The 24492-nt window shown below is 65.7% G+C and carries 26 protein-coding genes; 12 read left to right on the top strand and 14 right to left on the bottom strand.

All coding sequences use genetic code 11. The features are described from left to right. Positions 1 to 8 precede the first annotated feature (8 nt). Together IEW02_RS05185 and IEW02_RS05180 are read right to left on the bottom strand one after the other, a co-directional pair. On the bottom strand, positions 9 to 1091 hold the full coding sequence (locus IEW02_RS05185) for a BMP family lipoprotein (protein ID WP_188543574.1): 1083 nt from the start codon (positions 1089 to 1091) through the stop codon (positions 9 to 11). Positions 1092 to 1269: 178 nt separating this feature from the next. After that, positions 1270 to 1470: a cold-shock protein gene (locus IEW02_RS05180; protein WP_188543573.1), complete on the bottom strand. Its 201-nt coding sequence runs from the start codon at positions 1468 to 1470 to the stop codon at positions 1270 to 1272. A gap of 227 nt (positions 1471 to 1697) precedes the next feature. Here IEW02_RS05180 and thiM point away from each other — a divergent pair, with 227 nt between their 5' ends. Beyond that, a complete protein-coding gene (gene thiM, locus IEW02_RS05175; protein WP_188543572.1) occupies positions 1698 to 2489 on the top strand; it encodes a hydroxyethylthiazole kinase in 792 nt (263 codons plus the stop codon). A gap of 38 nt (positions 2490 to 2527) precedes the next feature. Next, complete coding sequence (locus IEW02_RS05170; RefSeq protein ID WP_308933151.1) at positions 2528 to 3382, top strand: alpha/beta hydrolase family protein; 855 nt, start codon at positions 2528 to 2530, stop codon at positions 3380 to 3382. A gap of 45 nt (positions 3383 to 3427) precedes the next feature. Here IEW02_RS05170 and IEW02_RS05165 read toward each other — a convergent pair whose 3' ends face one another. Continuing rightward, complete coding sequence (locus IEW02_RS05165) at positions 3428 to 5053, bottom strand: alkaline phosphatase D family protein (protein WP_188543571.1); 1626 nt, start codon at positions 5051 to 5053, stop codon at positions 3428 to 3430. A 46-nt stretch (positions 5054 to 5099) separates the two neighbouring features. Next, positions 5100 to 5858 carry a hypothetical protein gene (locus tag IEW02_RS05160; protein WP_188543570.1) on the bottom strand — a complete coding sequence of 253 codons (759 nt, stop codon included), beginning with the start codon at positions 5856 to 5858 and terminating at the stop codon, positions 5100 to 5102. Positions 5859 to 5924: 66 nt separating this feature from the next. Here IEW02_RS05160 and IEW02_RS05155 point away from each other — a divergent pair, with 66 nt between their 5' ends. Next, positions 5925 to 6947, top strand: a complete 1023-nt coding sequence (locus IEW02_RS05155; protein WP_188543569.1) for an NADPH:quinone reductase — start codon at positions 5925 to 5927, stop codon at positions 6945 to 6947. Here the strand turns inward: IEW02_RS05155 and IEW02_RS05150 are convergent. Next, positions 6934 to 7410: a phosphoribosyltransferase gene (locus IEW02_RS05150; RefSeq protein ID WP_188543568.1), complete on the bottom strand. Its 477-nt coding sequence runs from the start codon at positions 7408 to 7410 to the stop codon at positions 6934 to 6936. The two genes, IEW02_RS05155 and IEW02_RS05150, sit on opposite strands and share 14 nt — an antisense overlap. A gap of 19 nt (positions 7411 to 7429) precedes the next feature. On the opposite strand from IEW02_RS05150, the gene IEW02_RS05145 reads away from it, so the two are divergent. Next, positions 7430 to 7855 carry a hypothetical protein gene (locus tag IEW02_RS05145; protein WP_188544019.1) on the top strand — a complete coding sequence of 142 codons (426 nt, stop codon included), beginning with the start codon at positions 7430 to 7432 and terminating at the stop codon, positions 7853 to 7855. 114 nt (positions 7856 to 7969) lie between these two features. Here IEW02_RS05145 and IEW02_RS05140 read toward each other — a convergent pair whose 3' ends face one another. Both IEW02_RS05140 and IEW02_RS05135 read right to left on the bottom strand, forming a co-directional pair. Beyond that, positions 7970 to 8497: a hypothetical protein gene (locus tag IEW02_RS05140; protein WP_188543567.1), complete on the bottom strand. Its 528-nt coding sequence runs from the start codon at positions 8495 to 8497 to the stop codon at positions 7970 to 7972. A 13-nt stretch (positions 8498 to 8510) separates the two neighbouring features. Then, the gene (locus IEW02_RS05135) at positions 8511 to 9113 is read right to left on the bottom strand and encodes a TetR/AcrR family transcriptional regulator (RefSeq protein WP_188543566.1); all 603 of its coding nucleotides are present in this window, start codon (positions 9111 to 9113) and stop codon (positions 8511 to 8513) included. Positions 9114 to 9193: 80 nt separating this feature from the next. Here IEW02_RS05135 and IEW02_RS05130 point away from each other — a divergent pair, with 80 nt between their 5' ends. The 4 genes from IEW02_RS05130 to IEW02_RS05115 all read left to right on the top strand — a co-directional run bounded on the left by IEW02_RS05130 (position 9194) and on the right by IEW02_RS05115 (position 14069). Next, entirely contained in the window at positions 9194 to 10576 is a 1383-nt protein-coding gene (locus IEW02_RS05130) for a cytochrome P450 (protein WP_188543565.1), read from the top strand. Positions 10577 to 10645: 69 nt separating this feature from the next. Further along, positions 10646 to 11551 carry an AurF N-oxygenase family protein gene (locus IEW02_RS05125; RefSeq protein WP_188543564.1) on the top strand — a complete coding sequence of 302 codons (906 nt, stop codon included), beginning with the start codon at positions 10646 to 10648 and terminating at the stop codon, positions 11549 to 11551. A 7-nt stretch (positions 11552 to 11558) separates the two neighbouring features. Then, a complete protein-coding gene (locus IEW02_RS05120; RefSeq protein WP_188543563.1) occupies positions 11559 to 13025 on the top strand; it encodes an FAD-dependent oxidoreductase in 1467 nt (488 codons plus the stop codon). Between the two features lie 102 nt (positions 13026 to 13127). After that, complete coding sequence (locus IEW02_RS05115; protein ID WP_188543562.1) at positions 13128 to 14069, top strand: asparaginase; 942 nt, start codon at positions 13128 to 13130, stop codon at positions 14067 to 14069. Here IEW02_RS05115 and IEW02_RS05110 read toward each other — a convergent pair. From IEW02_RS05110 to IEW02_RS05085, 6 genes are read right to left on the bottom strand one after another with little or no spacing between them, the layout of a single operon-like run. After that, entirely contained in the window at positions 14057 to 14572 is a 516-nt protein-coding gene (locus IEW02_RS05110) for a mycothiol transferase (RefSeq protein WP_188543561.1), read from the bottom strand. The genes IEW02_RS05115 and IEW02_RS05110 overlap by 13 nt on opposite strands. Before the next feature lie 51 nt (positions 14573 to 14623). Continuing rightward, positions 14624 to 16144 carry a signal peptidase I gene (locus tag IEW02_RS05105; RefSeq protein WP_188543560.1) on the bottom strand — a complete coding sequence of 507 codons (1521 nt, stop codon included), beginning with the start codon at positions 16142 to 16144 and terminating at the stop codon, positions 14624 to 14626. Continuing rightward, positions 16141 to 16713 (bottom strand): SipW-dependent-type signal peptide-containing protein, encoded by a 573-nt coding sequence (locus IEW02_RS05100; RefSeq protein ID WP_188543559.1) that lies wholly within the window; start codon positions 16711 to 16713, stop codon positions 16141 to 16143. The genes IEW02_RS05105 and IEW02_RS05100 overlap by 4 nt, the downstream gene beginning before the upstream one ends. Beyond that, entirely contained in the window at positions 16710 to 17297 is a 588-nt protein-coding gene (locus IEW02_RS05095; protein WP_188543558.1) for a signal peptidase I, read from the bottom strand. The genes IEW02_RS05100 and IEW02_RS05095 overlap by 4 nt, the downstream gene beginning before the upstream one ends. Further along, positions 17294 to 17899 carry a hypothetical protein gene (locus tag IEW02_RS05090; protein WP_188543557.1) on the bottom strand — a complete coding sequence of 202 codons (606 nt, stop codon included), beginning with the start codon at positions 17897 to 17899 and terminating at the stop codon, positions 17294 to 17296. Before IEW02_RS05090 ends, IEW02_RS05095 begins: the two co-directional genes overlap by 4 nt. Before the next feature lie 20 nt (positions 17900 to 17919). Continuing rightward, positions 17920 to 18471: an alternate-type signal peptide domain-containing protein gene (locus IEW02_RS05085; protein ID WP_188543556.1), complete on the bottom strand. Its 552-nt coding sequence runs from the start codon at positions 18469 to 18471 to the stop codon at positions 17920 to 17922. A 515-nt stretch (positions 18472 to 18986) separates the two neighbouring features. Between IEW02_RS05085 and IEW02_RS05080 the strand changes: the two genes are divergently transcribed. Next, positions 18987 to 19766 (top strand): TspO/MBR family protein, encoded by a 780-nt coding sequence (locus IEW02_RS05080; RefSeq protein ID WP_188543555.1) that lies wholly within the window; start codon positions 18987 to 18989, stop codon positions 19764 to 19766. A gap of 1 nt (position 19767) precedes the next feature. Here the strand turns inward: IEW02_RS05080 and IEW02_RS05075 are convergent, their stop codons facing one another. Continuing rightward, the gene (locus IEW02_RS05075; protein ID WP_188543554.1) at positions 19768 to 20400 is read right to left on the bottom strand and encodes a hypothetical protein; all 633 of its coding nucleotides are present in this window, start codon (positions 20398 to 20400) and stop codon (positions 19768 to 19770) included. A 176-nt stretch (positions 20401 to 20576) separates the two neighbouring features. On the opposite strand from IEW02_RS05075, the gene IEW02_RS05070 reads away from it, so the two are divergent. From IEW02_RS05070 to IEW02_RS05060, 3 genes are read left to right on the top strand one after another with little or no spacing between them, the layout of a single operon-like run. Continuing rightward, positions 20577 to 22184, top strand: a complete 1608-nt coding sequence (locus IEW02_RS05070; RefSeq protein ID WP_188543553.1) for an aldehyde dehydrogenase (NADP(+)) — start codon at positions 20577 to 20579, stop codon at positions 22182 to 22184. 29 nt (positions 22185 to 22213) lie between these two features. Next, positions 22214 to 23152, top strand: a complete 939-nt coding sequence (locus IEW02_RS05065; RefSeq protein ID WP_188543552.1) for a 5-dehydro-4-deoxyglucarate dehydratase — start codon at positions 22214 to 22216, stop codon at positions 23150 to 23152. Then, the gene (locus IEW02_RS05060; RefSeq protein WP_188543551.1) at positions 23149 to 24417 is read left to right on the top strand and encodes a glucarate dehydratase family protein; all 1269 of its coding nucleotides are present in this window, start codon (positions 23149 to 23151) and stop codon (positions 24415 to 24417) included. The genes IEW02_RS05065 and IEW02_RS05060 overlap by 4 nt, the downstream gene beginning before the upstream one ends. Positions 24418 to 24492: the final 75 nt, after the last annotated feature.

Raw genomic sequence — 24492 nt, 5'->3', positions numbered from 1 at the left:
TCTCAATGTCACTTCGGGGAAGAAGGCGACGTCACCGTGATGGAGCCGTCGACGATGCCTGCCTTGACCGTGTCGAGCTCACCCTGCAAAGCCGGATCGACCTGCGAGGAGAAGTCGTGGAACGGTGCGATGCCGACGCCGTCGTTGCTGAGCGTGCCGATGTACGGGGTGTTGTCGAAGTTGCCCTGACCGGCCGATGTCACGGCTTCGTTGGTGCCCTCTTTCAGACCCTTGGTCACCGAGGTGAGCAGCAGGTCACCCACGCTGGGGTCGGACTCGAACACGTCGGCGTCCGCACCGATGAGCGCGATGGGGCGTCCGGCGTCGCGAATGGCCTGTGCCGCAGACTGATAGATCGGACCGCCGACCGGGAAGATCACGTCGGCGTTCTGGTCGATGAGGCCCTGTGCGGTGTTCTTCGCGACCTCGTTGGCCTCGAATCCGCCGGTGAAGGAACCGTTCTGCGCGGCGACGTCCCAGCCGATGACGCGTACGGCCTTGGACTTCTGCTGGTTGAAGTAGTTGACGCCGTCGGCGAAACCGTCCATGAAGATGGTGACGGTGGGGAACTGGCTACCGCCGAAGGTGCCCACGACACCGGTCTTGCTGAAGCTCGCGGCGGCGTAGCCGGCGAGGAACGCGGACTGCGCCGTGTCGTAGGTGAGCGGCTTGACGTTGGACGCGTCGATCGACGAATCATCGATGATGGCGTACTCGACGTCGGGGTTGGCCTCGGCCGAGGCCTTGGTGGCGTCGGCGAGGTTGAAGCCGACGGTCACGATGAGCTTGCAGCCCTGGTCGACGAGGTTGCTGAGGTTGGGGTCGTAGTCGGTGGGCGAGTTGGACTGCACCGTGATCGGCTCGACGCCGAGGGTCTTCGACGCCTCCTGCAGGCCTTCGAATCCGAGCTGGTTGAACGACTTGTCGTCGAACCCGCCGGTGTCGGAGATCATGCAGGGCTTGAAGTCACCTGCATCTCCGGAGGCGGAACTGCTCGAATCGTCCGGGGCGGATCCGCAGCCGGCTGCGAGGGCGACGACCCCGAGGGAGGCGACACTGGACACGACGGTTTTGCGCGACAAAATTGTCAAGGCGTACTCCGATTTCGATCGTTTGTTGTGCCGAACGCTACCTTGTCCTCCGGATCGCGCGACTCGTAAACGACACTGCGACCCCGAAACGACACTGCGACCCCGAAACGACACAAGGGCCGCCTGCCGTGAAGGCAGACGACCCTTGGTTGAGAAAAGTTGTGGTGCTAGCGGTCGATCAGATAGCGCGAACTCCGCTGGCCTGAGGACCCTTGGCGCCCGAGGTGACCTCGAACTCGACGCGCTGGTTCTCTTCGAGGCTCTTGAAGCCCGAGCCCTGGATCTCCGAGAAATGGACGAAGACGTCCGGTCCCTCTTCCTGCGCGATGAAGCCGAAGCCCTTTTCGGCGTTGAACCACTTGACGGTTCCCTGAGTCATGATGTGCTCCCTACTACAAGCTGAACTATCGGGAACCACACCGTGTGGAACCCGGGCCGGAAATGAACGCGACCACTTCGAGTTCCCTCGGAGCAAGAAGCGCGCTCGCAACTACAAGTTCCCAGCGAGCGTGCATGAAACACGAACACACAAAAACTACGACCAGTCAGCAGCTGTGAGCGTACCCGACTCCTGGCCGTGACGCGATTCGCGGTAGAACTTTGTTCATGACGCATCCCGACGACGTGGCCGAAGCCCTCCTCGCTCTGCGTGCGCGGACCCCTCTCGTCCACTGCATCACCAACTACGTGACCGCGGGTTTCACCGCCAATGTCCTCCTGGCCGCGGGCGCCAGCGCCGCGATGGTGGACAACGAGGACGAGGCCGCACTCTTCGCGGGCGTGGCGGACGCGTTGCTGATCAACCTGGGAACGCCGCAACCGACGCTGCGCACCTCCTACCTCTCCGCGGCGAAAGCGGCGCAGGAGGGCACGACCCCGTGGGTGCTGGACCCCATCGGAGCCGGTGGGTTGCCGTGGCGCGGCGCGATGGCGCAAGAGCTGCTGGCCTTCCACCCGACGGCGATCCGAGGGAACGCGTCGGAGATCATCGGCTTGCACGGACTCGGCACGGGCGGCCGCGGCGTCGACAGCTCCGCCGACCCGGCGGACGCGGTCGAGTCCGCTCGGGGGCTGCTCGCGCGCGCGGACGTGGTGTCGGCGTCGGGGGCCGTCGATCACGTGGTCAGCGGCGAAGCGCTGGTACGGGTGGCCGGCGGCACTCCCCTGCTCACCAAGGTCACCGGGACCGGATGCTCGCTCGGCGCGCTGATGGCCGCGTATCTGGCCGTGACGCCGTCACCGTTGACGGCAGCCGTGGCGGCGCACGTGCACGTGGCGGTGGCCGCCGACATCGCGGCCGAGCAGCATTCGGCACCTGGCAGCTTCGCCGTCGCCTACCTCGACGCGCTGTACTCGGTGACGGCGGACGACCTGCGGGCGGGAGCAAAGCTCCTGTGAGTGTTCGTACGGGTCAGAGCCCGAATTAACGCGCACAGGTGTTGAATCGTCGCGCATTCGGGGCTGCGGCAGTTCTGGTAGCCCTCGGCGTTGCGGCCGACGCACCCGTTCGCTATCCCCTTCGCATTCGGTACGGGGCGGACCCGTCGCAGTTCGGCGATCTGTATCTGCCGCACACCGGTTCCTCGTTGCCTGTCGTGGTGATGATCCACGGCGGCGGATGGTTGCAGAAGTACGACCTGGATTACACGGGCCTGCTGGCACAATCGTTGGTGCGCAGCGGGATCGCGGTGTGGAACATCGAGTACCGACGCGTCGGCGGCACCGGTGGGTGGCCCATGACCTTGGCCGACGTCGACGACGCAACCGAAGCGCTGCCGACGCGGGTGCAGGCGCAGTCGGGTGGACGGCTCGACCTCGATCGCGTGCACGTGGCCGGGCACTCCGCGGGCGGGCACCTCGCGGCGTGGCTGGCCGGACGCCACACCTTCGGCCCCGGGGCGCCGGGCGCGAACCCGTCCGTGCGGATTCACGGTGCGACGACGATGGCCGGGGTGTTCGACCTGATGCTCGCCGTGACGAACGGAAAGGACCAGTTTCTGCGCGGCCTGCTCGGCGGCGGACCGGACGAGGTGCCCGACCGATACCGCATCGCCTCCCCCATCGATCACCTTCCGATCGGGTTGCCGCTCACCGCGTTTCACGGTGAAGCGGACCGAACCGTCTCGGTGCGCCAGAGCCTGAACTACGTCGCCGCCGCGACGCGGCTCGGCGATCCCGCGACCGTCCGGGTGATCCAGAGCGCCGGACACGGGGAGCTCGCGGATCCGCGGTCCCCGGCGTGGGAGATGGTGCGGGGGCACATCGTGGAGGCGCTTCGCACACGGGCGTGAAAAAGAGTGCTGGGGGACTCTTTTTCACGCCCGAGCACGCAGTGCCTATGCCGGCGTCACCCGCTGCGAGCCCGACTCCACCCGGTAGCTGGCACCGAGGTAGATGCCGGAGTTCGGATCCTCCTTCGCCGTGAGGTACCAATGGTCCATCCGGGCAGCGGTTTTCGACACCTCGAACACCCCGTAGCCGTGCGTGTCGAGGTCGACGTACTTCACGTGATGGTTGAGGGCCTTGAACGCTTCCTCCGCCACCCGCCCCACGGTGTGTTCCGGAGTCTTGGTCAGATCGTCGATGTTCGACGAGGTCACGGACGTGACGACCAACTCGGTCGCGACGGTTCCGGCCGCAGGATAGTTGGCCGCGTCGACGGGCAGATCGCACGCCCAGGACGAGTGGATGTCGCCGGTGATGAACACCGTGTTGTCGATGTTGTTGGTACGCAACGCATCGAGCAACCGGGCGCGGTCCGCGGTGTACCCGTCCCACGGATCGGCGTTGTAGGACACCCCCGCCGCGGGCAGGCCGAGCAACTGCGTGAGCGCCTCGGTGGTCTGCGGGTCGAGCGGCGGGATCAGCGTCGGGGTGATCATCACCGGGTTGCCGACGATCTTCCACTGCGTCGGCGAGGACACCAAACCGCCTGTCAGCCAACTCATCTGCTCGGCGCCCGTGATGGTGCGGTTGGGCGAATCGACCTCACGCCCCTGGTACGGCATCACCTGCTTCGACCGGTACGTCCGCAGGTCGAGCATCGACAGCTCCATGAGCGTCCCGAACCGCAGCCGGCGGTAGAGATGCCGGTTGGTCGAGGACCCGGCCGCGCGGACGGGCATCCACTCGTAGTACGCCTGAACCGAATTGGCCTTGCGCGTGGCCCAGTCGCCCTCGGTGGCCGGCTGATGATTCTCCGCGCCGCCGTCGTACGCATCGTTGGCGGATTCGTGGTCGTCCCACGTGCAGATCCACGGGACACCGAGGTGCGCAGCCTGTAGATCGGGGTCGGTCTTGTACTGCGCGTGCCTGATTCGGTAGTCGGCGAGGGTGACGATCTCGTGCACCGGATCGTGCGTGCGGATGACGCCGTACTTCCCGGCGAAGCCGCCCGTCTTGTACTCGTAGATGTAATCGCCGAGGTGGATGATCGCGTCCAGATCCGTGCGCTGCGCCAGATGGCGATACGCCCCGAAATACCCCGACTCCCAGTTCGAGCACGACACCACGCCGAAACGCATCTGCTCGACATCGGCGTCGTCGGCCGGCGCGGTATGCGTGGTGCCGACCGGCGAACTCTGCCCGACGGCGGTGAACCGGTAGAAGTACGTGGTGTCCGGCAACAGGCCGTCGACGTCTATCTTCACGGTGTGGTCCGACGCCGCGGATGCGGTGACGGTCCCCGACGCCACGGTCGACGACATCGCAGCGTTGGTGGAGACCGCCCACCCGACCGCAGCGTCCGGGCCCTGACCCGAGCCGGGGATAGCGTCGTCGGTCGGGGTGAGGCGGGTCCACAGGATGACGGCATCGGGAGTCGGGTCGCCGGACGCCACTCCGTGCCGGAACACCGCACCGGCGGCGTTGGCCCGAGCGGGAAGCGTCGCGACGACACCCACACCCGCTGCGATCGAAGAGGTGCGGAGGAAGCCGCGGCGGGACAGGGAATGGTCGGACATGGGCCGAGTGTATGGCGACCGGGATGAACGGCCGGTGAATTTGCCGCTAGCGGAAGAGAATTTGTCGTGCCAGTGCGACGACGATCAGAGCGACCATTCCGACGGCAGGAACGCCGAAACGGACGGGCGCCCCGGACGAGCGCATCCCCTCGGTCATGAACAACCGTACGAAGATCAAGAAGATGCCCGACGCGATCAGCCCCAGAGCCTCGAACGGGCCGTCGCCACCGCCGTCGAACAGACCGAGGCTGAGAATCAGCACGATCACCACGCCCGTGAGCCACGCGAACAGACCCAGCTCACGAAGCTGCGGTGCAAGTGCGGTGTCCGAGTCGGTGAAGGTGATCAGCCGACGGACCGCGATGCGGCCGACGACGTAGGTGATGGCCCACCCGACGACGAATCCGATCCACCCGACATAGGCCGGTGCGTTCGAGAGTTCGAGCGCCTGACCGATGTCGCCGACGCCCGCGAACGGACCGGTGATCAGATAGCCGGAGAACTCCTGGACGCTCAGCAACCCGAACCACAACACGGCCAGGCCCCAGAACGCAGGGAGCCGAGAGGTCGGCAGGGTCAGCACCACGACGCCGCTGACCAGGCTGAAGAGCGGGCCGCCGAGAGCCGTAGCGATGCGTTCGCCGTCGGTGGTGGCGTGCGGGTCGACGCTGAACGCGCCGAGCGTCGGACTGTTTCCCTGCAGGAGCGCCACCGCGGCGTGCGCGAGCTCGTGCAGGGTGATCATCACCAGGCACGCGAGGGCAAAGGCGACGGCCGAGTTCACCAGTCGCGACCGGAGCAGCATGCAGCCGAGTCAAACAGAGAATCGCGCCGGGGAACAGAGAACTGCCCGGTCCTTGTTGGCCTTGATATGAAGGCAATCATCTACTCCGAGACCGGCGATCCCTCCGTACTGACCTTGGTGGATCGGGAACCGGGCGAACCGGGCGCGGGTGAAGTTCGAGTGCGTATTGCCGTCGCGGGGGTCAACCCGACCGACTGGAAGTCGCGCACCGGTGCAGGCCCCGGCCAGAAGCCGGCGTTCGACGAGGTCGTTCCCGGCCAGGACGCCGCCGGAACGGTGGACGCTGTCGGCGACGAGGTTTCGGGCCTCGGTGTCGGCGACCGGGTGTGGTTGCTGCTCGCTCAGCACGAGCGGCCCACCGGAACCGCGCAAGAGTTCACGGTGGTTCCGGCAGAGCGTGTCGTGCGACTGCCCGACGAGGCGAGCTTCGAACTCGGCGCATCCCTCGGCGTCCCCGCAGTGACCGCGCATCGCGCTCTGACGGTGTCAGAGGACGGGCCGTCACGCCTGCATCCCGGCGCCTTGGACGGCAAGACGGTGCTCGTCGCCGGCGGAGCAGGAGCGGTCGGCCATTCCGCGATCGAGCTGGCCGTCTGGTCGGGCGCCACGGTGATCACCACCGTCAGTGGCCCGGAGAAGGGTGCGCTCGCGACGTCGGCGGGTGCCCATCACGTGGTGAACTACAAGACCGAGGACGCCGCGGCCCGCATTCGCGAGATCGCGCCGAACGGAGTCGACCTGGTGGTCGAGGTAGCACCGAGCCAGAACGCCGAGCTGAACGCGGCTGTACTGGCCACCCGCGGCGTCGTGGCGATCTACGCGAACAACGGTGGCGACACCTTCACCGTCGACATCCGACCGAACATGGTGCTCAACACCAGGTTTCAGTTCGTTCTGCTGTACACCGTCGGTTCGGTGGCGCTCGAGGCCGCGAAAGAAGACGTCGCGGCCGCCGTGGCAGCGGGGGCGTTGACTGTCGGCGAATCGAGTGGGCTTCCGCTGCACGAGTTCTCGCTGGCCGACACCGCGGCGGCGCACCAGGCCGTGGAGGACGGGGTGACGGGGAAGGTGCTGATCAGGGTCGGCTGACAGCCTCGATCTCCGGCAACGTCGACCACGGAAAGTTGATCCAGAGATCCGTCTCGCGCCAGGAATAGTCGGGCGCGATGACGGACGCAGGCTTGGTGTAGATGACGGCCGACCGGATCTCGTCGGTGTGCTCACGCAACAAGTCGACCACGAGGGCGAGGGTGCGCCCGGAGTCGGCGACGTCGTCGACCACGAGCAGTTTCTTGTTCTTGATCGCGTTCGTATCGAGGAGCGGTTCGAGCACGACCGGGTCGGGAAGCGTCTCCTCGATGTCGCTGTAGAACTCGACGTTGAGCGTGCCGGCGGCTTTGACGCCCATCGCGTACGCGATCGCACCGGCCGGAAGCAGGCCTCCACGCGCGATGGCGATCACGATGTCAGGGCGGAATCCACTGTCGACGATGGACTGTGCGAGCTCCCGCGAGGCCGTACCGAACAGTTCCCATGTGAGCACTTCGCGCATGGGTGGATACGGTAACCCGATGGAGCTGGGCATCGACACCAAGGTCGTTCTGCTGCTGTCGGGGCTGATACTGCTCTGGGCGCTGGTGCTCGGCATCTGGAAGTACCAGCAGATGGCGACCTCCGAGACGGCGCAAGCGCACGCGTATGTCGACATCGCGCACCGGGCTGCGCTGATGTATTCGTTTGCGACGCTCGTTCTTGCGGCGCTGGTGCAGTTCAGCGCCTGGCCGGCGGCGGTCGACTTGACGGCGGCCCTGGTGGTGATCGCGTTCTTCGCGGGAGCGATCGTCGGATACGTGGTGCACGGGATTCTTCGCGACACCGACAACCAGTTCCGGCATCCGGTCCGCGGCACCCACGCATTCATGGTGGCGCTGATCGTCGGCGAGGTCGGCGGGTTGGCCGTGATCCTGGCCGGGTTCGTGAAGGGGCAGTTCCTTTAGGTGTACTGCCCGGGAACGTTGGTCAATCGGGTGATGGGCGCGGTCCGCTTGTGAAGCATCGACCGCGCTAGCCACGGCAAATCCTTCACAACCGGTCTGGATCCGTTCACACCGTCACGGCATCTCGACCGTCTCGGCCCGCGCGATCTCCTCGATCGCCGAGCGGATGTAGGGCGCGGCGGTGCTCTCGATCTTCGTCAGCAGGCTCTCGATGACGAGGCTCGAGTGACGCGCACTGTCCGTGGCGGTGAGGCGGGGAATCTCGGGCAGGTCCTCGGGGTCCTGGTTGTCGCCGGCGAAGAAGCCGGGGTCGATGTCGACGCCCAGCGCACCGAGAACAACCATGATGAGCGCGGTGCGGTCGAGGGACTCGTCCCAATCCTGATGTGCAGCAACGACGTCGAGCACGAGCGCCTGCGCGTCCTCACCGGAGAGCCCGCCCGCGTGGGTGTCTTCGAGCAGGTTGCGGATGATGGCCGAGTGCACCGCCTCGGCGTGACCGTACGGAAGCTCAGCGAGTTCGGCGGTGGCCTCGGCGAATGCGTCGGCGTCGTCGTCCTGCACTGCATCGAGCGCCGTCGACACCGCTCGGGCGATGTGCCGCGCCTCCGCCGGCCAGTGGGCGGGCCAGGTCGTGATCATGCGCGTGATGCTGTCACGACGCACCGACATCCACGGTGTCGATCGACCCGGTGCCGATGAGTCCGTTCAGAGCGCGCAGACACAGGTCGCGGACCTGGTCCTCGGTGAGTGCGTCGGTCTCGATCCAGTCGACGACGACGGCGCGCACGAAGGCGATCCATCCGTGGATCGATGCCTCGAGCACGGCGTCCTGCCCCGGCCCCGATCCCAGGGCAACCAGGATGCGTCGCTGCTGTTCGGCGAGTTCGGCGTCGACCATGTCTCTGATCTCGGTGTCGGCAGAGAGTTCGCCGCGGTTGAGGGCGCGGACGCTCGGTTGGTTCTCGCGGACGAACGTCAGGTACGCGTCGAGTCCGTGGGTGATCTGATCCTGCACGGGCAGAGCAGGATCCGGCTCGGTGTCACGGAGGATCCGGTCCACGGCAACCCTGACGATGGCGGCGAAGAAGTCCCGTTTGGACGAAAAATAGTGGTACATCAGCCCGCGCGAGACGCCCGCACGTTCGGCGACTTCCTCGATCCACACGTCCTCGTAGGGGCGCTCCGAGAACAGCTGCGCGCCGATGGTGAGCAGCTGTGTGCGTCGCTCGTCGGGCGTGAGTCGTTGTCGCGTCATGGGTCCTGCCGACTTTACTTGACACGAGTTCAACAAGGCGTAGGTTCGTCTTACTGCACACGAGTTCAACAGGAGGTCCTGTGACCACGACGCTGCCCCACCCACCTCGCCGCCTGCCTCTGGTGGGCGACGTCATCGGCGCCTCGCAGACGACGGCCGTGCGCGATTCGCTTCGCTACGCCTCCGAACTGGGACCGATCTTCGAGCGCAAAATTCTGGGTCAGCGAGTCGTCATCGTCTCGGGTGCAGACCTTGCGGGCGAGCTGTGCGACGAGAAGCGCTTCTCCAAGTACGTGAACCCGGCGATCTCCGCTCTACGCGGCCTCGGCGGGGACGGTCTGTTCACCGCGTTCAACGAGGAACCCAACTGGGCCAAGGCACACGCTCTGCTGGCCCCCGCGTTCACCAAGTCGGCCATGCACTCCTACCACGACGTCATGCTGGACGTGTTCGCCGAACTGGAGGGGTGGTGGGCGAACAAGGATGCCGTCGACGTGTCCGCGGACATGACCCGACTGACGCTGGAAACCATCGGCCGCACCGCGATGGGGTACGGGTTCCACTCCTTCGAGAATTCGGACGTCCACCCGTTCGTCTCCGCGATGGTGCGCGCGTTGGCGTTCGCGCAGAAGTCGGGACTGCTCTCCCAGAGTCGGGTGGGCCGCATGATCACCGCCCGGGGAGCACGGCAGAACGCGTCGGACGAGAAATACGTGCTCGACCTGGTCGACGACGTCATCGCCACCCGGCGGGTCTCCCCCGAGCCGCACCCGAACGACCTCCTCGAGTTGATGCTGCGCGCGGCTCAGGACCATCCGGAGCTGGCCATCGACGAGCAGAACATCCGGTATCAGCTGGTGACCTTCCTGGTTGCGGGTCACGAAACCACCTCGGGGGCACTGTCGTTGGCGCTCTACTACCTCTCGCAGAATCCGGAGGTGTTGGCTCGGGCGCGGGAGGAGGTGGACTCCGTGTGGGGATCGGTCGACCGGCCGGCGTACGACCAGGTGGCCAAACTGCGCTACGTGCGGCGGGTGCTCGACGAGACCTTGCGGTTGTGGCCGACGGCCCCGGCCTTCGGGCGGCAGGCCCGAGAAGACACCACGATCGGCGGCCGGTACGAGATGCGCGCCGGCGAGTGGGCACTGGTGTTCCTGCCGGGACTGCACCGCGACCCGGTGTGGGGCGAGAACACCGACGAGTTCGATCCCGACCGATTCGAACCCAGTCGGGTGCGATCTCGGCCCGCACACGCCTACAAACCGTTCGGCACGGGTGAGCGCGCCTGCATCGGTCGACAGTTCGCAGTACACGAGGCCGTTTTGATCCTCGGCAAGATCCTGCAGAGGTACGATCTGCGTCCCGATCCCGGGTATCGCCTCGAACTGAACGAGCGGCTCACCCTGATGCCGAGCGGCTTCGAAGTGACCGTGACGCCCCGTCGCAAGATGGTTCGCAAATGAAATGGTTGTCTGTTACGCCAAGTTGCTGATAATCTCGGTCACAGTTACTGCGACGAAGGGACCGAGACGATGACCAGCACATTCGCCCCGACCGACTCCATGGAGACCGAGGACGTATCCGCCCGGTTGCTGGATTCGGTAGAGAAGCTGTCGTACGACCCGTCGACGGAGGTCGATTGGGACGCCGACCTCGATCCCGCGCAGTACGGACTCAATCCCGAGTGGAGCACGCTCTACGGGACCGAGTACTGGAAAGAGATGACCGAGGAGCAGCGCGTCACGCTGACGCGTCACGAGGTCTGCTCGATCATGAGTACCGGCATCTGGTTCGAGATGATCCTGCAGCAGATGGTGTTGCGCGATCAGTACTGCGAGGACGCGTCGAAGTCCGACTTCCACTTCGCGCTGACCGAGATCGCCGACGAGTGCCGCCACTCGATCATGTTTGCCCGTGCATGCAAGAAGATGGGTGTGAAGGGATACCTCCCCCGCCCGTTCAGCCGCTTCCTGGGCCGCGGATTCAAGACCATCGCCTCGTCCGAGACCGCCTACGGCGGCATCCTCGTCGCCGAAGAGGTGCTCGACGTGATGCAGCGCGACTGGATGCGCGGCGAGAACGTCCTCCCCCTCGTGCGCACCACCAGCAAGATTCACGTCGTCGAAGAATCGCGACACATGACCTTCGCTCGCGCCCAGATGCGCGAGAACATGGAAGGCATCAGCCTCGCCCGCCGCAAGGGCAGCGCGCTGATCATCGCCATCGCCGCCAAGATCATCGTTTCGAACATGGTCAACAAGGGCGTCTACGAAGCAGCCGGACTCGACGTCAAGCGGGCCGTGCGTGAAGCGAAGAACAACGCGCACCACCACGCGATGATGCGCACCTCGAGCCAGCACCTGATGGCATTCCTGAGCGATTGCGGTCTGGTCACGAAGCCGGCGGCGGTGTACTACCGCAAGCTTCACATGCTGTGATGCTCTGATGGCATTTGCGATCACCCAGAACTGTTGCAACGACGCATCATGTCTGTCGGTTTGCCCGGTCAACTGCATTCATCCGACACCGGACGAGCCCGACTTCGGTAAGACCGATCTGTTGTTCATCGACCCGCGGTCGTGCATCGACTGCGGCGCCTGTGCCGATGCGTGCCCGGTCGACGCGATCACCCGCGTCTCCCGGCTCGCGCCGGACCAGGTGATCTACGCCGAACTGAACGCCGATTACTACCGCGACCGAGCCGCCGACCATCTCTGGTACGCACCCAAGTTTCCCCCGCCCAACGTCCACGACATCGGCCGCATCTCCGTGGCCGTCGTGGGCACCGGACCCGCCGCTTGCTATGCAGCACAGGCGATACTGCGCACCTCCGACGCACGCGTCACGTTCTACGACCGGTTGCGGACTCCCGGCGGTCTGGCACGGTTCGGCGTGGCGCCCGACCACCAGGGGACCCGCCGCATCGGTGAGCACTTCCGGTCGCTGTTCGTGCACCCCCGCGTCACCATGAAGCTCGGCGTGCACGTCGGTGCAGACGTCGAACCCGCCTCTCTGGCAGACAAATTCGACGCCGTCGTCTACGCGGTGGGCGCCGACGTCGACCGCACCTTCGACGTACCCGGCGCCGAGCTCACCGGGTCGATGAGTGCCCGCACTCTCGTCGGTTGGTACACCGGCCACCCCGATGTCGCCGCGGACGTCATCGACCTCACCGGGATCGATCGCGTCGTGATCGTGGGCAACGGGAACGTCGCGCTCGACGCGGCCCGCATCCTCACCTCCGACCCGGACAGCTTGGTGGGCACCGATATCGCGCCACATGCCCTGCGCGCCTTGCGGTCACATCGCGTGCGTGAAGTGATCGTCTTGGCACGCCGGGGTCCTGAATTCGCTGCGTTCACGCGCTCCGAATGCCAGGCGCTCGTCGTCCGACCGGGTGTCGAGGTTGCCGTGGCCGGATCGGTCGACGCGATCAACGGCCTCCCGTTGTCGGCTCCTGCGTCGGCACTGGCCGGTGCCCCCGTGGTCTCGCTCGACTCGCTGCCCACCGACGGTCGACGAATCGTGTTCGCGTTCGGTGCATCTCCCGTCGCCCTGACCGGCTCCGACCGAGTCGAGTCCGTCGACATCTCTATCGGCGGCGACGTGGTGAGCGTTCCGGCACAACTTACGCTGAGGGCAATCGGATACCGCGGTTCGGAGCTGCCCGGCCTCCCCTTCGATCCCGAGACCGGCACCATTCGCAATGTCGACGGACGTGTCGTCGATGCGTCCGGCACACCGGTCCCCGGAACGTATGTCGTCGGATGGGCGAAGCGCGGCGCCACCGGCGGGATCGGCGACAACAAGCTCGACGCCGAGCAGACCGTCGACGCGTTGATCGCCGATGCGCCGGCGCGGGCGTCGAAGGCGTCGCTGCGGGCGCGGTTGGCGGAGCGGATCGGGCGGTAGGTTCGTCGTCTCTGTTTGGACCCAGTGTGACACTGGGTCGCGTATATGGACCGAATGTGACATTGGGTCGGGTGAGACGGGCCCGGGCACTAGGGTGAACAGGTGCCGAACATAGCCGTGGTGACGACGGGTGGAACCATTTCCAGCACGTCGAACGCCGTCGGCGTCAGCACACCCACCGTGACCGGAACCGACACCGTCGGTTCACTGTCGTCGGTAGCCGACATTCGGATTCTCGACATCATGTCCGTCGACAGTGCCGCAATGTCGTTGCGCGACTTCGACGTCGTACGGTCGGCGGTAGAGACAGCTTTGGGAGATCCGTCCATCGACGGCGTCGTCGTTCTGCACGGAACGGATTCGATGGAGGAATGCGCATTTCTCGTCGACCTCTTTCACGCCGATGCCCGCACGGTCGTGTTCACCGGGGCGCAGCGCACATCCGACCACCCCGATGCGGACGGGCCCGCGAACCTCGAGTTCGCGATCGCCGCGGCGCACGATCCCGTTCTGCGGGGCCGGGGTGTCCTGATCGCCTTCGACGGCCACCTGTTTCCCGCTCGAGGAACCGTCAAGATCGACACCGAGGGTGTCGCGGCATTCGGATCGCGTCCGGCAAAGGCGGCCACCCCGCGCACGGTGCTGTCCGCGCGGTCGATCGGCGATATGCGCGTCGACATCGTCGCGCTGTACCCGGGAGTCGACCGCGTTGCGCTCGACGCGGTCGTAGCGGCCGGTGCGAAGGGCGTGGTTCTCGAAGCACTCGGCGCGGGCAACACCAATTCGGATGTGACACTTGCCGTTCGGGACGCGGCCGATGCCGGGGTTGTGATTGCACTGTCGACGCGCGTCCCTCACGGTTCGGTCGTCACGACCTACGGCGGCGGCGGCGGTGGCAGCGACCTAGCGGCGGCCGGCGCCCACGGAACATGCTTCCTGCGACCGAGCCAGACACGAATTCTGTTGGCCGCGTTGATCGCCGGAGACGACGTCGACCGCTTCGACGAACTGTGCGGCGAAGTGGTGCCGGGTCAGCTGCCCTGACGTCGCTCGAAAAGCCCACGGACGTACGCAGCTTGGCCTGCGTGCTGTAGGTCGTCGGACACCACGCTGACCAAGCGCACCGACAAGGTGACGGGCGGATCCCAGTTCTCGTCGACCACCCGGTCGAGATCCTCCGCACTCAACGTTTTCACGTACGCAACCGTGGCGGCGTGCACCGCGTCGTGATAGCCGAGCAGCAGTTCCGCATCGGTGGTCACGGCGGCGACGTCGTCCGACGACTGCCCGTACCCGATCTGCCCGCTCGGGAAGGGAAGGTCGAACCGCTGGTCCCAGCCATCGTTCTCCCAGACCTGCGGAGTCTCCGCAACACCGGCGACGTGATCGTCCTGCACGCGCGTGAGATGCCAGATCAACCACGCGATCGAGTTGGCGTCCGCGTCGGGCCGGTAGGTCAGTGCTTTCTCGTCGAGGTCGTCCAGCGTGGCGTGCACGACCTCCCTGATGCGGTCGAAAGCGTCGATCAACAGACCGGTGTGGTCCACGGTGTTCTCCTCGTCGTCGCGGGTACGTCTCGCTCGTTTCTACACCCGAGGTCAGACAAGTGCGGCGATGTCCGCGGGCAACGCCGAGGTATCGACCGACGCCGACGACCAGGTTCCGTCCGACGCCGGCGAAATCCGCACCGGCCCAGCGGTATCGGAGAGTGCGTAGAGGTCACCGGTGCTCGACCAGACGATGCCGGTGCCGTAGCGCTGGCTGGATGTGACTGGTCTTTGATAAACGGTATTTCCCGTCCCGTCGGTGACGGTCAGTTGGCCGTCGGCGATGGAGGCGGTGTTGGTACCGCTGGTCCTCGACGAGCCGGCGGGGATGAAGGCGTCGGCGGGGGGTGGGGGCGTCGAGGTTGTCGTCGGTGGGGGTGGGGTGGTGGTTGTGGTTGTGGGCGGTGTCGTCACCGCCGGGGTGGTGGTAGCCGGCGTCGTTGTGGGCGTGGGTGCTGCAGTTGACGTTGTCGTGGGGGACGTGGCTGTCGTCGCGCTCGGGGTCGTCGTGCTCAAGGTCGTCGTGCTCGGGGTCGTGGTGGACGCACTGGCAGCCGGTGCTTGGGCGACACGGGCCGACTGGCTGGCGGCGCCCGATGACGTCGAGCCGGCGGGTGCGCAACCGGTGAGCACGACGGTCGTGGTGAACGCACGAGTCAACGGGGCGCTGACGAACGAGTTGTACTTCGCGACGAGCGTCGCTGTGGTGGTACCCAGACCCAGATTCAATACCGGTGGTGTGACAGTGAAGTTTGTTCCAACCGCGGCCGGACCTCTGACCGCGGTAGTCATCCCTCCCGTGTAACGAACTTCGTAGGTGAAACGGGAATCGTTGCTGGTGAACGACAAGTCGACACCGGTGATAGCCCTGTTCGCGCACGTGAACGTGGGCGGGCCGGGCAGGAACCCCACGGTCACTGCCGCTCGGCCGTATGCAGTGTCGGTTCCGGCAGCCGCAGTCATATCCGAACGGGAGAACCCCACTCCCACAACCGAAGCAACCACAGCGACGAGCACGATCGGCACGACCACCGGGGGATTCTTCGACTTCGCGTGCCGGCCGTGACGCGGCGACCCGCGTGGTGAGCTCGACGAGTCCGGGCGGAACGCTATCCACATCAGCGATACAGCCAGCACGGCTCCAGTCGCCCAGGCGAACGGAGTGCTCAGCCACGCGACGAAGTATCCAAGGTACGGAACGTGGGCGATCACGTCGGTCACGGTCGTGACGACGTAGGGCGTCGGATCGGCCGACTCGTTCGCGTCGCCCTTCAACGTCAACGTCGCGGAGTTGCCGGCGACGGAGTCGACCGACTGGACGCGGTGCGTGAGGCGGGAACCGTCTGCACGATCGACACTGACGATGTCGCCGACGCGTACCTCGGTGGCGGGGATGTCGCGACCGAGTGCGACCGAACCGGTGGTGATGGTCGGCGACATGGATCCCGATCGGAAGACCAGCGGAGTGATGCCGAACAGCATGGCTGCCATCGCAGCGACGATGCACAGCAGTCCTAGCAGCGCACCGACCGTGAGGGCTGCCTCCTGAAGACGTCCGCGGGACCGTGTCATGTGGACGTCGCCAAGAACGTGAACAGGACGTTGCCGACGTCGCCTGTCGCCACGCCTGTCGTCGTGATCGGCAGCGCGAACTGCAGACAGATATTGTCCGAAGCCGATCCGACGGCGAGCCCTCGCGAGCCGCCGATGGAAACCGATGTCGTCAACGCAACGGTGGTCGGAGTTGTCGCGCTGCCGCCGGTGCAGCTCTTACCGTCGGCCGTACTTCCGCCGTACAGCGCAGTCAACTGATACGCCTTTCCGGCGGTGTTTTCACCGATCACCGACGTCGTGTAGGTGAAGGGAACCGTCCCTTTGTTCTGCACGGGCAACACCACCGCGACGCTCGCACCCGGGACCACTGAGTTGGTCGGCGAGAATACGTATGGGGTTGTCGACGTGGCCCCCTGGTTGCCGTTCAGCTGGATGTCGATGACACCGGTGGTGAAGACTCCTGATGTCGTGACGGGCGCCGCGGACCACGCGGCGAGCGTGCCGACGGCTCCGAGTCCGAGGACCATGCCGAGTGAAAGCAGCGCCCGCACGCGGGCGCTGCACAGCAGTGTGCGAACAGAGCTCATGGGGCCGCGTGCCGCCCGCCGCGTCGCCGTCGGTCCACGCCGGCAGAGACGAATTGTGTTGCAGCGAAGAGAAACAGCCCGCCGGCAGCAATGCCCACGACCCAGGTGCGCTTCTCCCCGGTAAGCCAGTTGTTGACGTAGCCGAGATACGGAATGTGGTACCAGAGCGTTCCGCGAATCTGCGCGGGCAGGACCCCGTTCTCGTCGGGCTGCGGGTTGTTGTCACCCTGGGTCGTGTAGGTGCGCTTGCCGTCCTTGTCGATCCCAGCCGAGATGATGCGGTGCGTGATCACATCGGGTTCGCCCGAACGGATCTGGTACGTCACGACCGTCCCGGCGACCAGGGCATCGGCATCGGTCTCCCGAACCACGACGAGGGTGCCGGGAGGGTAGAGCGGTTCCATGGACGAGGTCAGAATCGTGTACGGCATGGCGCCGCCGACCTTCGGAATGACGACGGCCGCAAGAAGAATGGCCACGAAGAAGAACAGGAGCATCATCGAGACGATGCGCGCGAGCCACCACATCGGACCGGTCGACTCGTCCGGTTCGGTGGTGGTGGGCTCTTCTTGAACGTATGTCATTTCTGGTCCGCTCGGAACGCGAAGGCGATGGTGAAGGTAGACGATGCAGGCGGCGTCACCGTGACAACTGATTTGAGAGTGCTCCTGATGCACCAAATCTCGGATGCACCCTTGGCGAGCGTGCGCGGTGAACTGGTCGCCGCGGTCGTCGTGGACGCCGTGTCGAACGTCGTGAACGCCGCGGTTCCGGTCGGGGTATTGGTATCGGTGCACGATGCAGTCGTGGGCACTACGGTTCCACTCAACGTGATCGTGACACCCGGGCCCGCAGTAACCGACGGACCGGCTTTGGACAGAAAATAGGTCAACCCGTTTCTGGCAGTACCGGTGTTGGCGATCGTCAGCGGTTTCTGCACGAAATCACCGACGGTGATGTTCGGCTTCGCCAGGTCGGTGAATGTGAAGTTGGGATCGGTCCCGACCCCCGGCGACAGAGAGAACGTTGCTGCCGTGACCACACCGGCCGCCCGCACCCCCGAATCGCGCCACAGCGCGCCGGTGGTCTGCACCGATCCGAAGATCACTGCAGCCACCGCCGCGGCTGTTGCGCCGAGGAGCACCCGTTTGGTCGGGAACGCAGGCTTTCGGCTGTGAGCGCTCATCGCAGGACGGACAAGACCGCTCAGGGCTGGCCGGGACGAGTCTGCTGGACTGCGACCTGGTAGCTCGCCAAGTTCACGGTGCCGTTCTGACCGATCTGCCCGCCGGTCGCCTTGTCGAAGGTGAGGGTGGACTTCACGGACACGGTCTTGCCGGTGTCGGCGCTGGTGATCGCGTTGTTGGCCAGCGTCGTTGTCCCGATGGTGGCCGTGGTGACGACCGGCGCGTTGGTAGCGGTCAATCCGCCGCCGTAGACGACGGTGCCCGGAACGCCGTTGATGGTGGCGGTGAGGTTCTTGCCGGTGGCGGTGACGGTGAACGTCGCGTTGTACTCGAGGACGTCGCCGGGCACCATGCGGAACGCTCCGGCCGGATCGATAGCGACACGGGTCTGGTCCGGGGACACGTCGAACCACTGACCGGCGGCGAGAGGGGCGATGTCCAGAATGCCGGCGGTGATGGTTCCTTCGTTCACCGTTTCCTGGTCCTGCCACAGCGCGAAGCTGCCGGCTCCTCCGAGCAGGAGGACAGCAGCTGCGCCGGCGGCCAACGCGCCCTTGGTGGTCTTGTTCATCAAAATGGCTCCATCGAGTCGATGCCCTGGTGCGGGCAAAAGAGGGGATTGCCGCCAGAGAGCTCGGGCGGAAACGTCGGCCGCCGGTCTTCTAGACGGTCTCGGTCGGTACTTCGTTCGACCATTACTTCCGTGTTACAGGAAAGAATGGCTTCACATCCGTTACTGGAACGGTGCTTCTGTGCTCCAACAATGGTTGCACGCAGTCATCGGAGACACGGCGTTTTGGGCGTAACCTTTGATTACGTTCTGCTACAGCAGCTTTGGCGCGACTGCAGCAAAGATCGTCCAGCAACACCCAGCGGGGTAATCCAGTGATAAAGCGCCGTTGCGTGTCGGTCGGCCGTTTGCCCTCGTGTAAAAAACTTTCAGACTTTTATCTCGCCGAGGTGGCTATCCGTACTCGAGTACGCAGTTTCGACGGTTTCCCGTCGTCAGGGACGGCTTGTGTACAGAAAAGCCCGCGCGCCGCTGATACGATGTGTTCAGCAGACTGAACATATCGAGGAGGCGACATGAGCTGGAACCCGTCCGACACCACCCGCCAGATAACAGTTGCCGTCAGCGCGGTGATCGCCATCGTCGGCTCGGCGATCGGATCCGGTGCGTTCGTCGGAACTCCGATCGCCGAAGCAGCGGGTGGTGCGCTCAGCGCCACGTCCACGCTCGTGGCACCGGCCGGCCCTGCCTTCTCGATATGGTCGGTCATCTATCTCGGCTTCGTGGCGTACACGGTCTGGCAATTCCTCCCGTCGCAGAAGACGAACGATCGACATCGGCTACTCGGGATTCCGATCGCGATCACGATGATTCTGAATGCAGCATGGATTCTTGTCGTTCAAGCCGGCGTGCTGTGGCTGTCCGTTGCCGTCATCGCCGTTCTGCTCGCGTCGATCGCGTACGTCTTCTTCCTGATGCGCCGCGTGCGGTCCACCGATCGAGTCGACGCCGTGGTAACCGACGGAACGATGGGGCTCTACCTCGGTTGGGTGTCCGTAGCGACGATCGCGAACACGACGGCGTGGCTCGTCGACCTCGGAATCACGGCCGGCGCAACCTCGTGGTCCGTGATCGTGTTGGCCGTGGCCGCGGTGATCGGGCTGTTCGTCGCCGTCGTGGGGCGTGGCCGCATCGCCCCCATGCTGTCCATCGTCTGGGGACTCGGCTGGATCGCGCAGGGCCGCCTCACCGGGGAGCTGATCAACACCACGACGGGATGGGCTGCTGTGATCGCCGCAGCCATCGTTGCCGTCGGAACGGTCCGAGCACGGAGAGTCGCACCCGCCGGTTCCTGACTCATGCGCCGCATTCGGGGACGGGCCCGGAGTCGGCACCGCACCATGTGTACACACCGGGATCGTCACCGAGACCGGTCGTCACGATGACCGAGGTACCGATCGAACTGGTACCGAACTCGAGCCCGAACGTTTTGCCCTCGTCCAGTTCGCCGTCCACCCCTGTCCCGTACAGAGCGGTCCGCTCGAGCAACGTCACGACCACCTTGCGACTGTCGCACTCGTCGTGAGTCCAGTCGACGCGCCAGTTCTCGCTGTCCACCGCGCTCGCGCCCATCATGAGCGCGCTGGTCGCGGTATCCCGCTGCAAGACGAGCTGACTTGCGTGGCGTCGCCAGCTCCCCTCGAAGGCCGACGCGCCGGTACCTCGGTTGACCGGCCCGGGACATGTGGACGCGCTCGTGATCGACGGCGGCACCGGCACGGTGACGGTCTTGGTCACGACAGTCGGTGTCGCGACGGTCTCCATCGGGACGGTCTCGGTCGGGACGGTCTCGGTCGGGACGGTCGCTGCCGAAACGGTCGCCGACGAAGTAGGCGCGGAAGCCTGCGGGGACCCTCCCGTCGTCCCGCCGCACGCGGTCAGTGCAATCACCGACGCGACCGCAACAATCAACGAAGTACGAACTCTCATGACGCCTCCACCCCTGGACCATCTCGTGTCCGGAGTATCGCGGCCCTTTCAAAATCGTTACCTTACCTACCGGATTTGTCCGGATCGTGCACATGACCGCGTCGATTCAATTGTTGAATCGAAGAGTCCAGAAATGGTCTTGGACATGAATCAGTTGCGGTCCTAACGTGATCGCTATGACACCGCCGACTGCAACCGCGCCGACCACCGATTCGCTGACGGGTGAGCTGATCATCGCCGGCTCGTTCGTCGCCGGCACAGGCACCCAGATCAGAGCCATCGATCCGAGCACGGGCGACGAAATCGATCCCCCGTTCGGACACGGTGGCGACGCCGACGTCGACGCGGCCTGCGCGGCCGCCGCCGATGCCTTCGACGAGTACCGATCGACAACGTCCGAGCACCGCGCCACCTTCCTCGAGGCCATCGCCTCGAACCTCGAAGACCTCGGCGACACCCTGATCCAGCGTGCCGTCCGCGAATCCGGGCTCCCTGTCGGCCGCATCACCGGTGAAGTGGGCCGCACGTCCGGGCAGCTTCGGTTGTTCGCCTCGGTGCTGCGCGACGGAGGGTGGAACGGCGCCCGCATCGACCCCGCGCAACCCGACCGCGCTCCCCTGCCCCGCGCCGACATCCGTCAGCGCAAGATTCCGTTGGGTCCGGTCGTCGTGTTCGGCGCCAGCAACTTCCCCCTCGCCTTCTCGGTCGCCGGCGGCGACACCGCATCCGCCCTCGCAGCCGGATGTCCTGTCATCGTCAAGGCGCACGACGCCCACCCGGGAACCTCCGAACTCGTCGGACGCGCGATCACCGACGCCGTCGCGGCCACCGGCATGCCGGCAGGAACGTTCTCCCTGCTGTTCGGATCGGGCCGCGGACTCGGGACTGCGCTGGTCACCGATCCCCGCATCAAGGCGGTCGGCTTCACCGGATCACGTTCGGGCGGAACGGCTCTCGTCGCCGCTGCGGCATCTCGGCCGGAGCCCATCCCGGTCTACGCCGAGATGAGTTCGATCAATCCGGTGTTCCCGCTCGATGCGGCACTGCGCACACGCGGTGAGGAACTCGGCAAGGCATTCGTCGCGTCGCTCACCCTCGGGTCGGGACAGTTCTGCACCAACCCCGGACTGGTGATCGCAGTCGACGGACCGGGCCTGGACGCGTTCACCGCGGCAGCGCGTGACGCCGTCTCCGAGTCCACCCCGACGACCATGCTGACGCCCAACATCGCAACCAGTTACGCCGACGGTGTTGCGGCACTGGACGGGCCGGCCACCGTCGTCGCCCGCGGCGGCGACACGCAGGCGCCGAACGCCTGCTCGGCGGCGCTGTTCACCACCGACGCCGAGTCCTTCCTCGCGTCGGAGGTGTTGCAGCAGGAAGTATTCGGGTCGTCGTCCCTCATCGTGCGCTGCACCGATACCGATCAGGTCCGCTCCGTGGCAGCCCACCTGGAAGGTCAGCTGACCGCCACCATCCACACGGACGACGCCGACCACGACGAGGCCGCGCGTCTGCTGCACGTCCTCGAACTACGGGCGGGCCGAATCCTGTTCAACGGCTGGCCGACCGGTGTCGAGGTGGGTCACGCCATGGTTCACGGTGGACCGTTCCCGGCGACGTCGGACTCGCGCACCACATCGGTCGGATCGCTTGCCATCGAGCGCTTCCTCCGCCCGGTCGCGTACCAGGACGTTCCGTCCGCGCTTCTCCCGTCTGCCATCGCCGACGGCAACCCCGACCACATTTGGCGCCGTGTCGACGGCACCCTCAGCCAGTCCTGATCACCCACCCCCTCTCGTAGGAGTCCGAAATGCTCGACGGCGTCCTGTTCTTCCCCGTCACCCCGTTCACCGCGACCGGTGACGTCGATTACGCCCGCTTGACCGAACACATCGCGAAGGGAGTCGACGCCGGACCTGGTGGAGTCTTCATCGCCTGTGGCACAGGAGAATTCCACGCCCTGGAGGCGGAAGAGTTCGGCAGTATCGTCGCCACCGCCGTCGAGGTCGTCGCCGGCCGGGTCCCCGTCTTCGCGGGTGCGGGCGGATCGCTCGCCCAGGCCAAGATCTTCGCCCGCGCAGCGAAGGACAACGGCGCCGACGGAATTCTGTTGCTTCCGCCCTACCTCGTGACGATGCCTCAGGCCGGACTGGTCGACTACACCCGCGCAGTCGCCGACGCCACGGACCTCCCTGTCATCGTCTACAACCGCAGCAACGCTCGCTACGACGAGAACTCGGCCATCGAGGTCGCACAGTTCCCCACCGTCATCGGATTCAAGGACGGCACAGGCGATCTGGACAAGGTCGCCCGGATCGTTCGCGCCGTCAAGGACGCGCTGGAACCGTCGGGCAAGCCTTTCCTGTTCTTCAACGGTCTTCCCACCGCAGAGGTGTCGCAGCAGGCGTACCGCGCCATCGGTGTTCCGCTGTACTCCTCGGCGACGTTCGCCTTCGCGCCCGAGCTGGCCCTCGCGTTCTACGACTCGCTCGAAACCGAGAACATCGAGCTCACGGAAGCGTTGCTGCGCAGCTTCTTCCACCCACTGGTCCGTCTGCGCGACGAGGTACCCGGGTATGCAGTCTCGCTGATCAAAGCGGGCGTCACCATGGAGGGAGTCGACGCTGGTCCGGTGCGCGCACCGCTCGTCGACATCTCCCCCGCGCACCAGCTCGAACTCGAGGCCATCGTCGCAGCCGGCCGCGCTGTTCTCGCCGACTCGCTCGCCGTCGGCGCTGCTCAGTCATGACCGCACCCGTGCGCATCACGGGTGCACGGATCACGCCGGTCGCGTTCGTCGATCCGCCACTGCTGAACACCGTCGGTGTGCACCAGCCCTACGCCCTACGTGCCATCATCCAGCTCGATACGGACGGTGGACTGGTCGGACTCGGTGAGACGTACGCCGACACAGCACATCTGACGCGGCTGGAAGCGGCCGCCGAGGCCATCGTCGGGCTCGACGTCTTCGCACTCGGTTCCATGCGTGCGGCGATCGAGGCCACGCTGGACACGCTCTCGGTGACCGGGGGTGACGGCGTCGCCGGAATGATCACCACCGCGAGCACCACCGATCGGGTGTTCTCGCCGTTCGAGGTCGCGTGTCTGGACGTGCAGGGCAAGGCGACGGGTCGGCCCGTCTCCGACCTTCTCGGCGGCGCGGTGCGCGACGCAGTTCCCTTCAGCGCGTACCTGTTCTACAAGTGGGCCGGCCACCCCGGCGCCGAGGCGGACAGCTGGGGCGAAGCACTCGACCCCGAAGGTCTGGTGCGTCAAGCTCGGAAGATGATCGCCGAGTACGGCTTCGGCGCCATCAAGGTCAAAGGTGGCGTGTTTCCGCCCGACGAGGAGATCGCCGGCATCAAAGCGCTGCGGGCCGCGTTCCCGGACCTGCCGCTGCGGCTCGATCCCAATGCGGCATGGACCGTCGACACCTCGATTCGGGTCGCGTCGGAACTGAACGGCATCGTCGAGTACCTCGAGGACCCCACGCCCGGACTCGACGGAATGGCCGAGGTGGCGCGGGAAGCGAAGATGCCGTTGGCCACCAACATGTGTGTGGTCGCGTTCGACCATCTCGAACCAGCGGTGCGCAAGAACTCGGTCGGCGTGGTCCTCTCCGACCACCACTACTGGGGAGGTCTGCAGCGTTCGCGACTGCTCGCCGGGATCTGCGACACCTTCGGCTTCGGCCTGTCGATGCATTCGAACTCGCACCTCGGCATCTCGCTCGCGGCCATGGTGCACCTGGCCGCCGCCACACCGAACCTCACGTACGCGTGCGACACGCACTGGCCGTGGAAGAGCGAAGACGTGATCGAGCCCGGCGCAATCGGATTCGTCGACGGCGCCGTACCGGTTCCCACGTCGCCCGGTCTGGGCGTCGAGATCGACGAGGACGCCCTGGCTGCGCTTCATCAGCAGTACCTGGACTGCGGTATTCGCGATCGAGACGACACCGGGTACATGAAGAGCATCGATGCGACGTTCGAGAACACCAGTCCGCGTTGGTAGGCGCCTTCGGCACCTGTGCGCCGATAAGTACCCCATGAGGTACTTATCGGCGCACAGGCAGGCGTAGCCTGCCCT

This window comes from Rhodococcoides trifolii (genome assembly GCF_014635345.1).
Taxonomy (GTDB): Bacteria; Actinomycetota; Actinomycetes; order Mycobacteriales; family Mycobacteriaceae; genus Rhodococcoides; species Rhodococcoides trifolii.
The sequence above is the reverse complement of the archived record's forward strand: the minus strand, read 5'-3'. Positions and strand labels throughout refer to the sequence as shown.

Excerpts from the sequence above, each read along its gene's own strand:
- IEW02_RS05180 (WP_188543573.1), bottom strand. The coding sequence starts at position 1,470 with ATGACTCAGGGAACCGTCAAGTGGTTCAACGCCGAAAAGGGCTTCGGC.
- thiM (WP_188543572.1), top strand. The coding sequence starts at position 1,698 with ATGACGCATCCCGACGACGTGGCCGAAGCCCTCCTCGCTCTGCGTGCG.
- IEW02_RS05165 (WP_188543571.1), bottom strand. The coding sequence starts at position 5,053 with ATGTCCGACCATTCCCTGTCCCGCCGCGGCTTCCTCCGCACCTCTTCG.
- IEW02_RS05160 (WP_188543570.1), bottom strand. The coding sequence starts at position 5,858 with ATGCTGCTCCGGTCGCGACTGGTGAACTCGGCCGTCGCCTTTGCCCTC.
- IEW02_RS05155 (WP_188543569.1), top strand. The coding sequence starts at position 5,925 with ATGAAGGCAATCATCTACTCCGAGACCGGCGATCCCTCCGTACTGACC.
- IEW02_RS05150 (WP_188543568.1), bottom strand. The coding sequence starts at position 7,410 with ATGCGCGAAGTGCTCACATGGGAACTGTTCGGTACGGCCTCGCGGGAG.
- IEW02_RS05145 (WP_188544019.1), top strand. The coding sequence starts at position 7,430 with ATGGAGCTGGGCATCGACACCAAGGTCGTTCTGCTGCTGTCGGGGCTG.
- IEW02_RS05140 (WP_188543567.1), bottom strand. The coding sequence starts at position 8,497 with ATGATCACGACCTGGCCCGCCCACTGGCCGGCGGAGGCGCGGCACATC.
- IEW02_RS05135 (WP_188543566.1), bottom strand. The coding sequence starts at position 9,113 with ATGACGCGACAACGACTCACGCCCGACGAGCGACGCACACAGCTGCTC.
- IEW02_RS05125 (WP_188543564.1), top strand. The coding sequence starts at position 10,646 with ATGACCAGCACATTCGCCCCGACCGACTCCATGGAGACCGAGGACGTA.
- IEW02_RS05120 (WP_188543563.1), top strand. The coding sequence starts at position 11,559 with ATGGCATTTGCGATCACCCAGAACTGTTGCAACGACGCATCATGTCTG.
- IEW02_RS05105 (WP_188543560.1), bottom strand. The coding sequence starts at position 16,144 with ATGACACGGTCCCGCGGACGTCTTCAGGAGGCAGCCCTCACGGTCGGT.
- IEW02_RS05100 (WP_188543559.1), bottom strand. The coding sequence starts at position 16,713 with ATGAGCTCTGTTCGCACACTGCTGTGCAGCGCCCGCGTGCGGGCGCTG.
- IEW02_RS05095 (WP_188543558.1), bottom strand. The coding sequence starts at position 17,297 with ATGACATACGTTCAAGAAGAGCCCACCACCACCGAACCGGACGAGTCG.
- IEW02_RS05090 (WP_188543557.1), bottom strand. The coding sequence starts at position 17,899 with ATGAGCGCTCACAGCCGAAAGCCTGCGTTCCCGACCAAACGGGTGCTC.
- IEW02_RS05085 (WP_188543556.1), bottom strand. The coding sequence starts at position 18,471 with ATGAACAAGACCACCAAGGGCGCGTTGGCCGCCGGCGCAGCTGCTGTC.
- IEW02_RS05080 (WP_188543555.1), top strand. The coding sequence starts at position 18,987 with ATGAGCTGGAACCCGTCCGACACCACCCGCCAGATAACAGTTGCCGTC.
- IEW02_RS05075 (WP_188543554.1), bottom strand. The coding sequence starts at position 20,400 with ATGAGAGTTCGTACTTCGTTGATTGTTGCGGTCGCGTCGGTGATTGCA.
- IEW02_RS05070 (WP_188543553.1), top strand. The coding sequence starts at position 20,577 with ATGACACCGCCGACTGCAACCGCGCCGACCACCGATTCGCTGACGGGT.
- IEW02_RS05065 (WP_188543552.1), top strand. The coding sequence starts at position 22,214 with ATGCTCGACGGCGTCCTGTTCTTCCCCGTCACCCCGTTCACCGCGACC.
- IEW02_RS05060 (WP_188543551.1), top strand. The coding sequence starts at position 23,149 with ATGACCGCACCCGTGCGCATCACGGGTGCACGGATCACGCCGGTCGCG.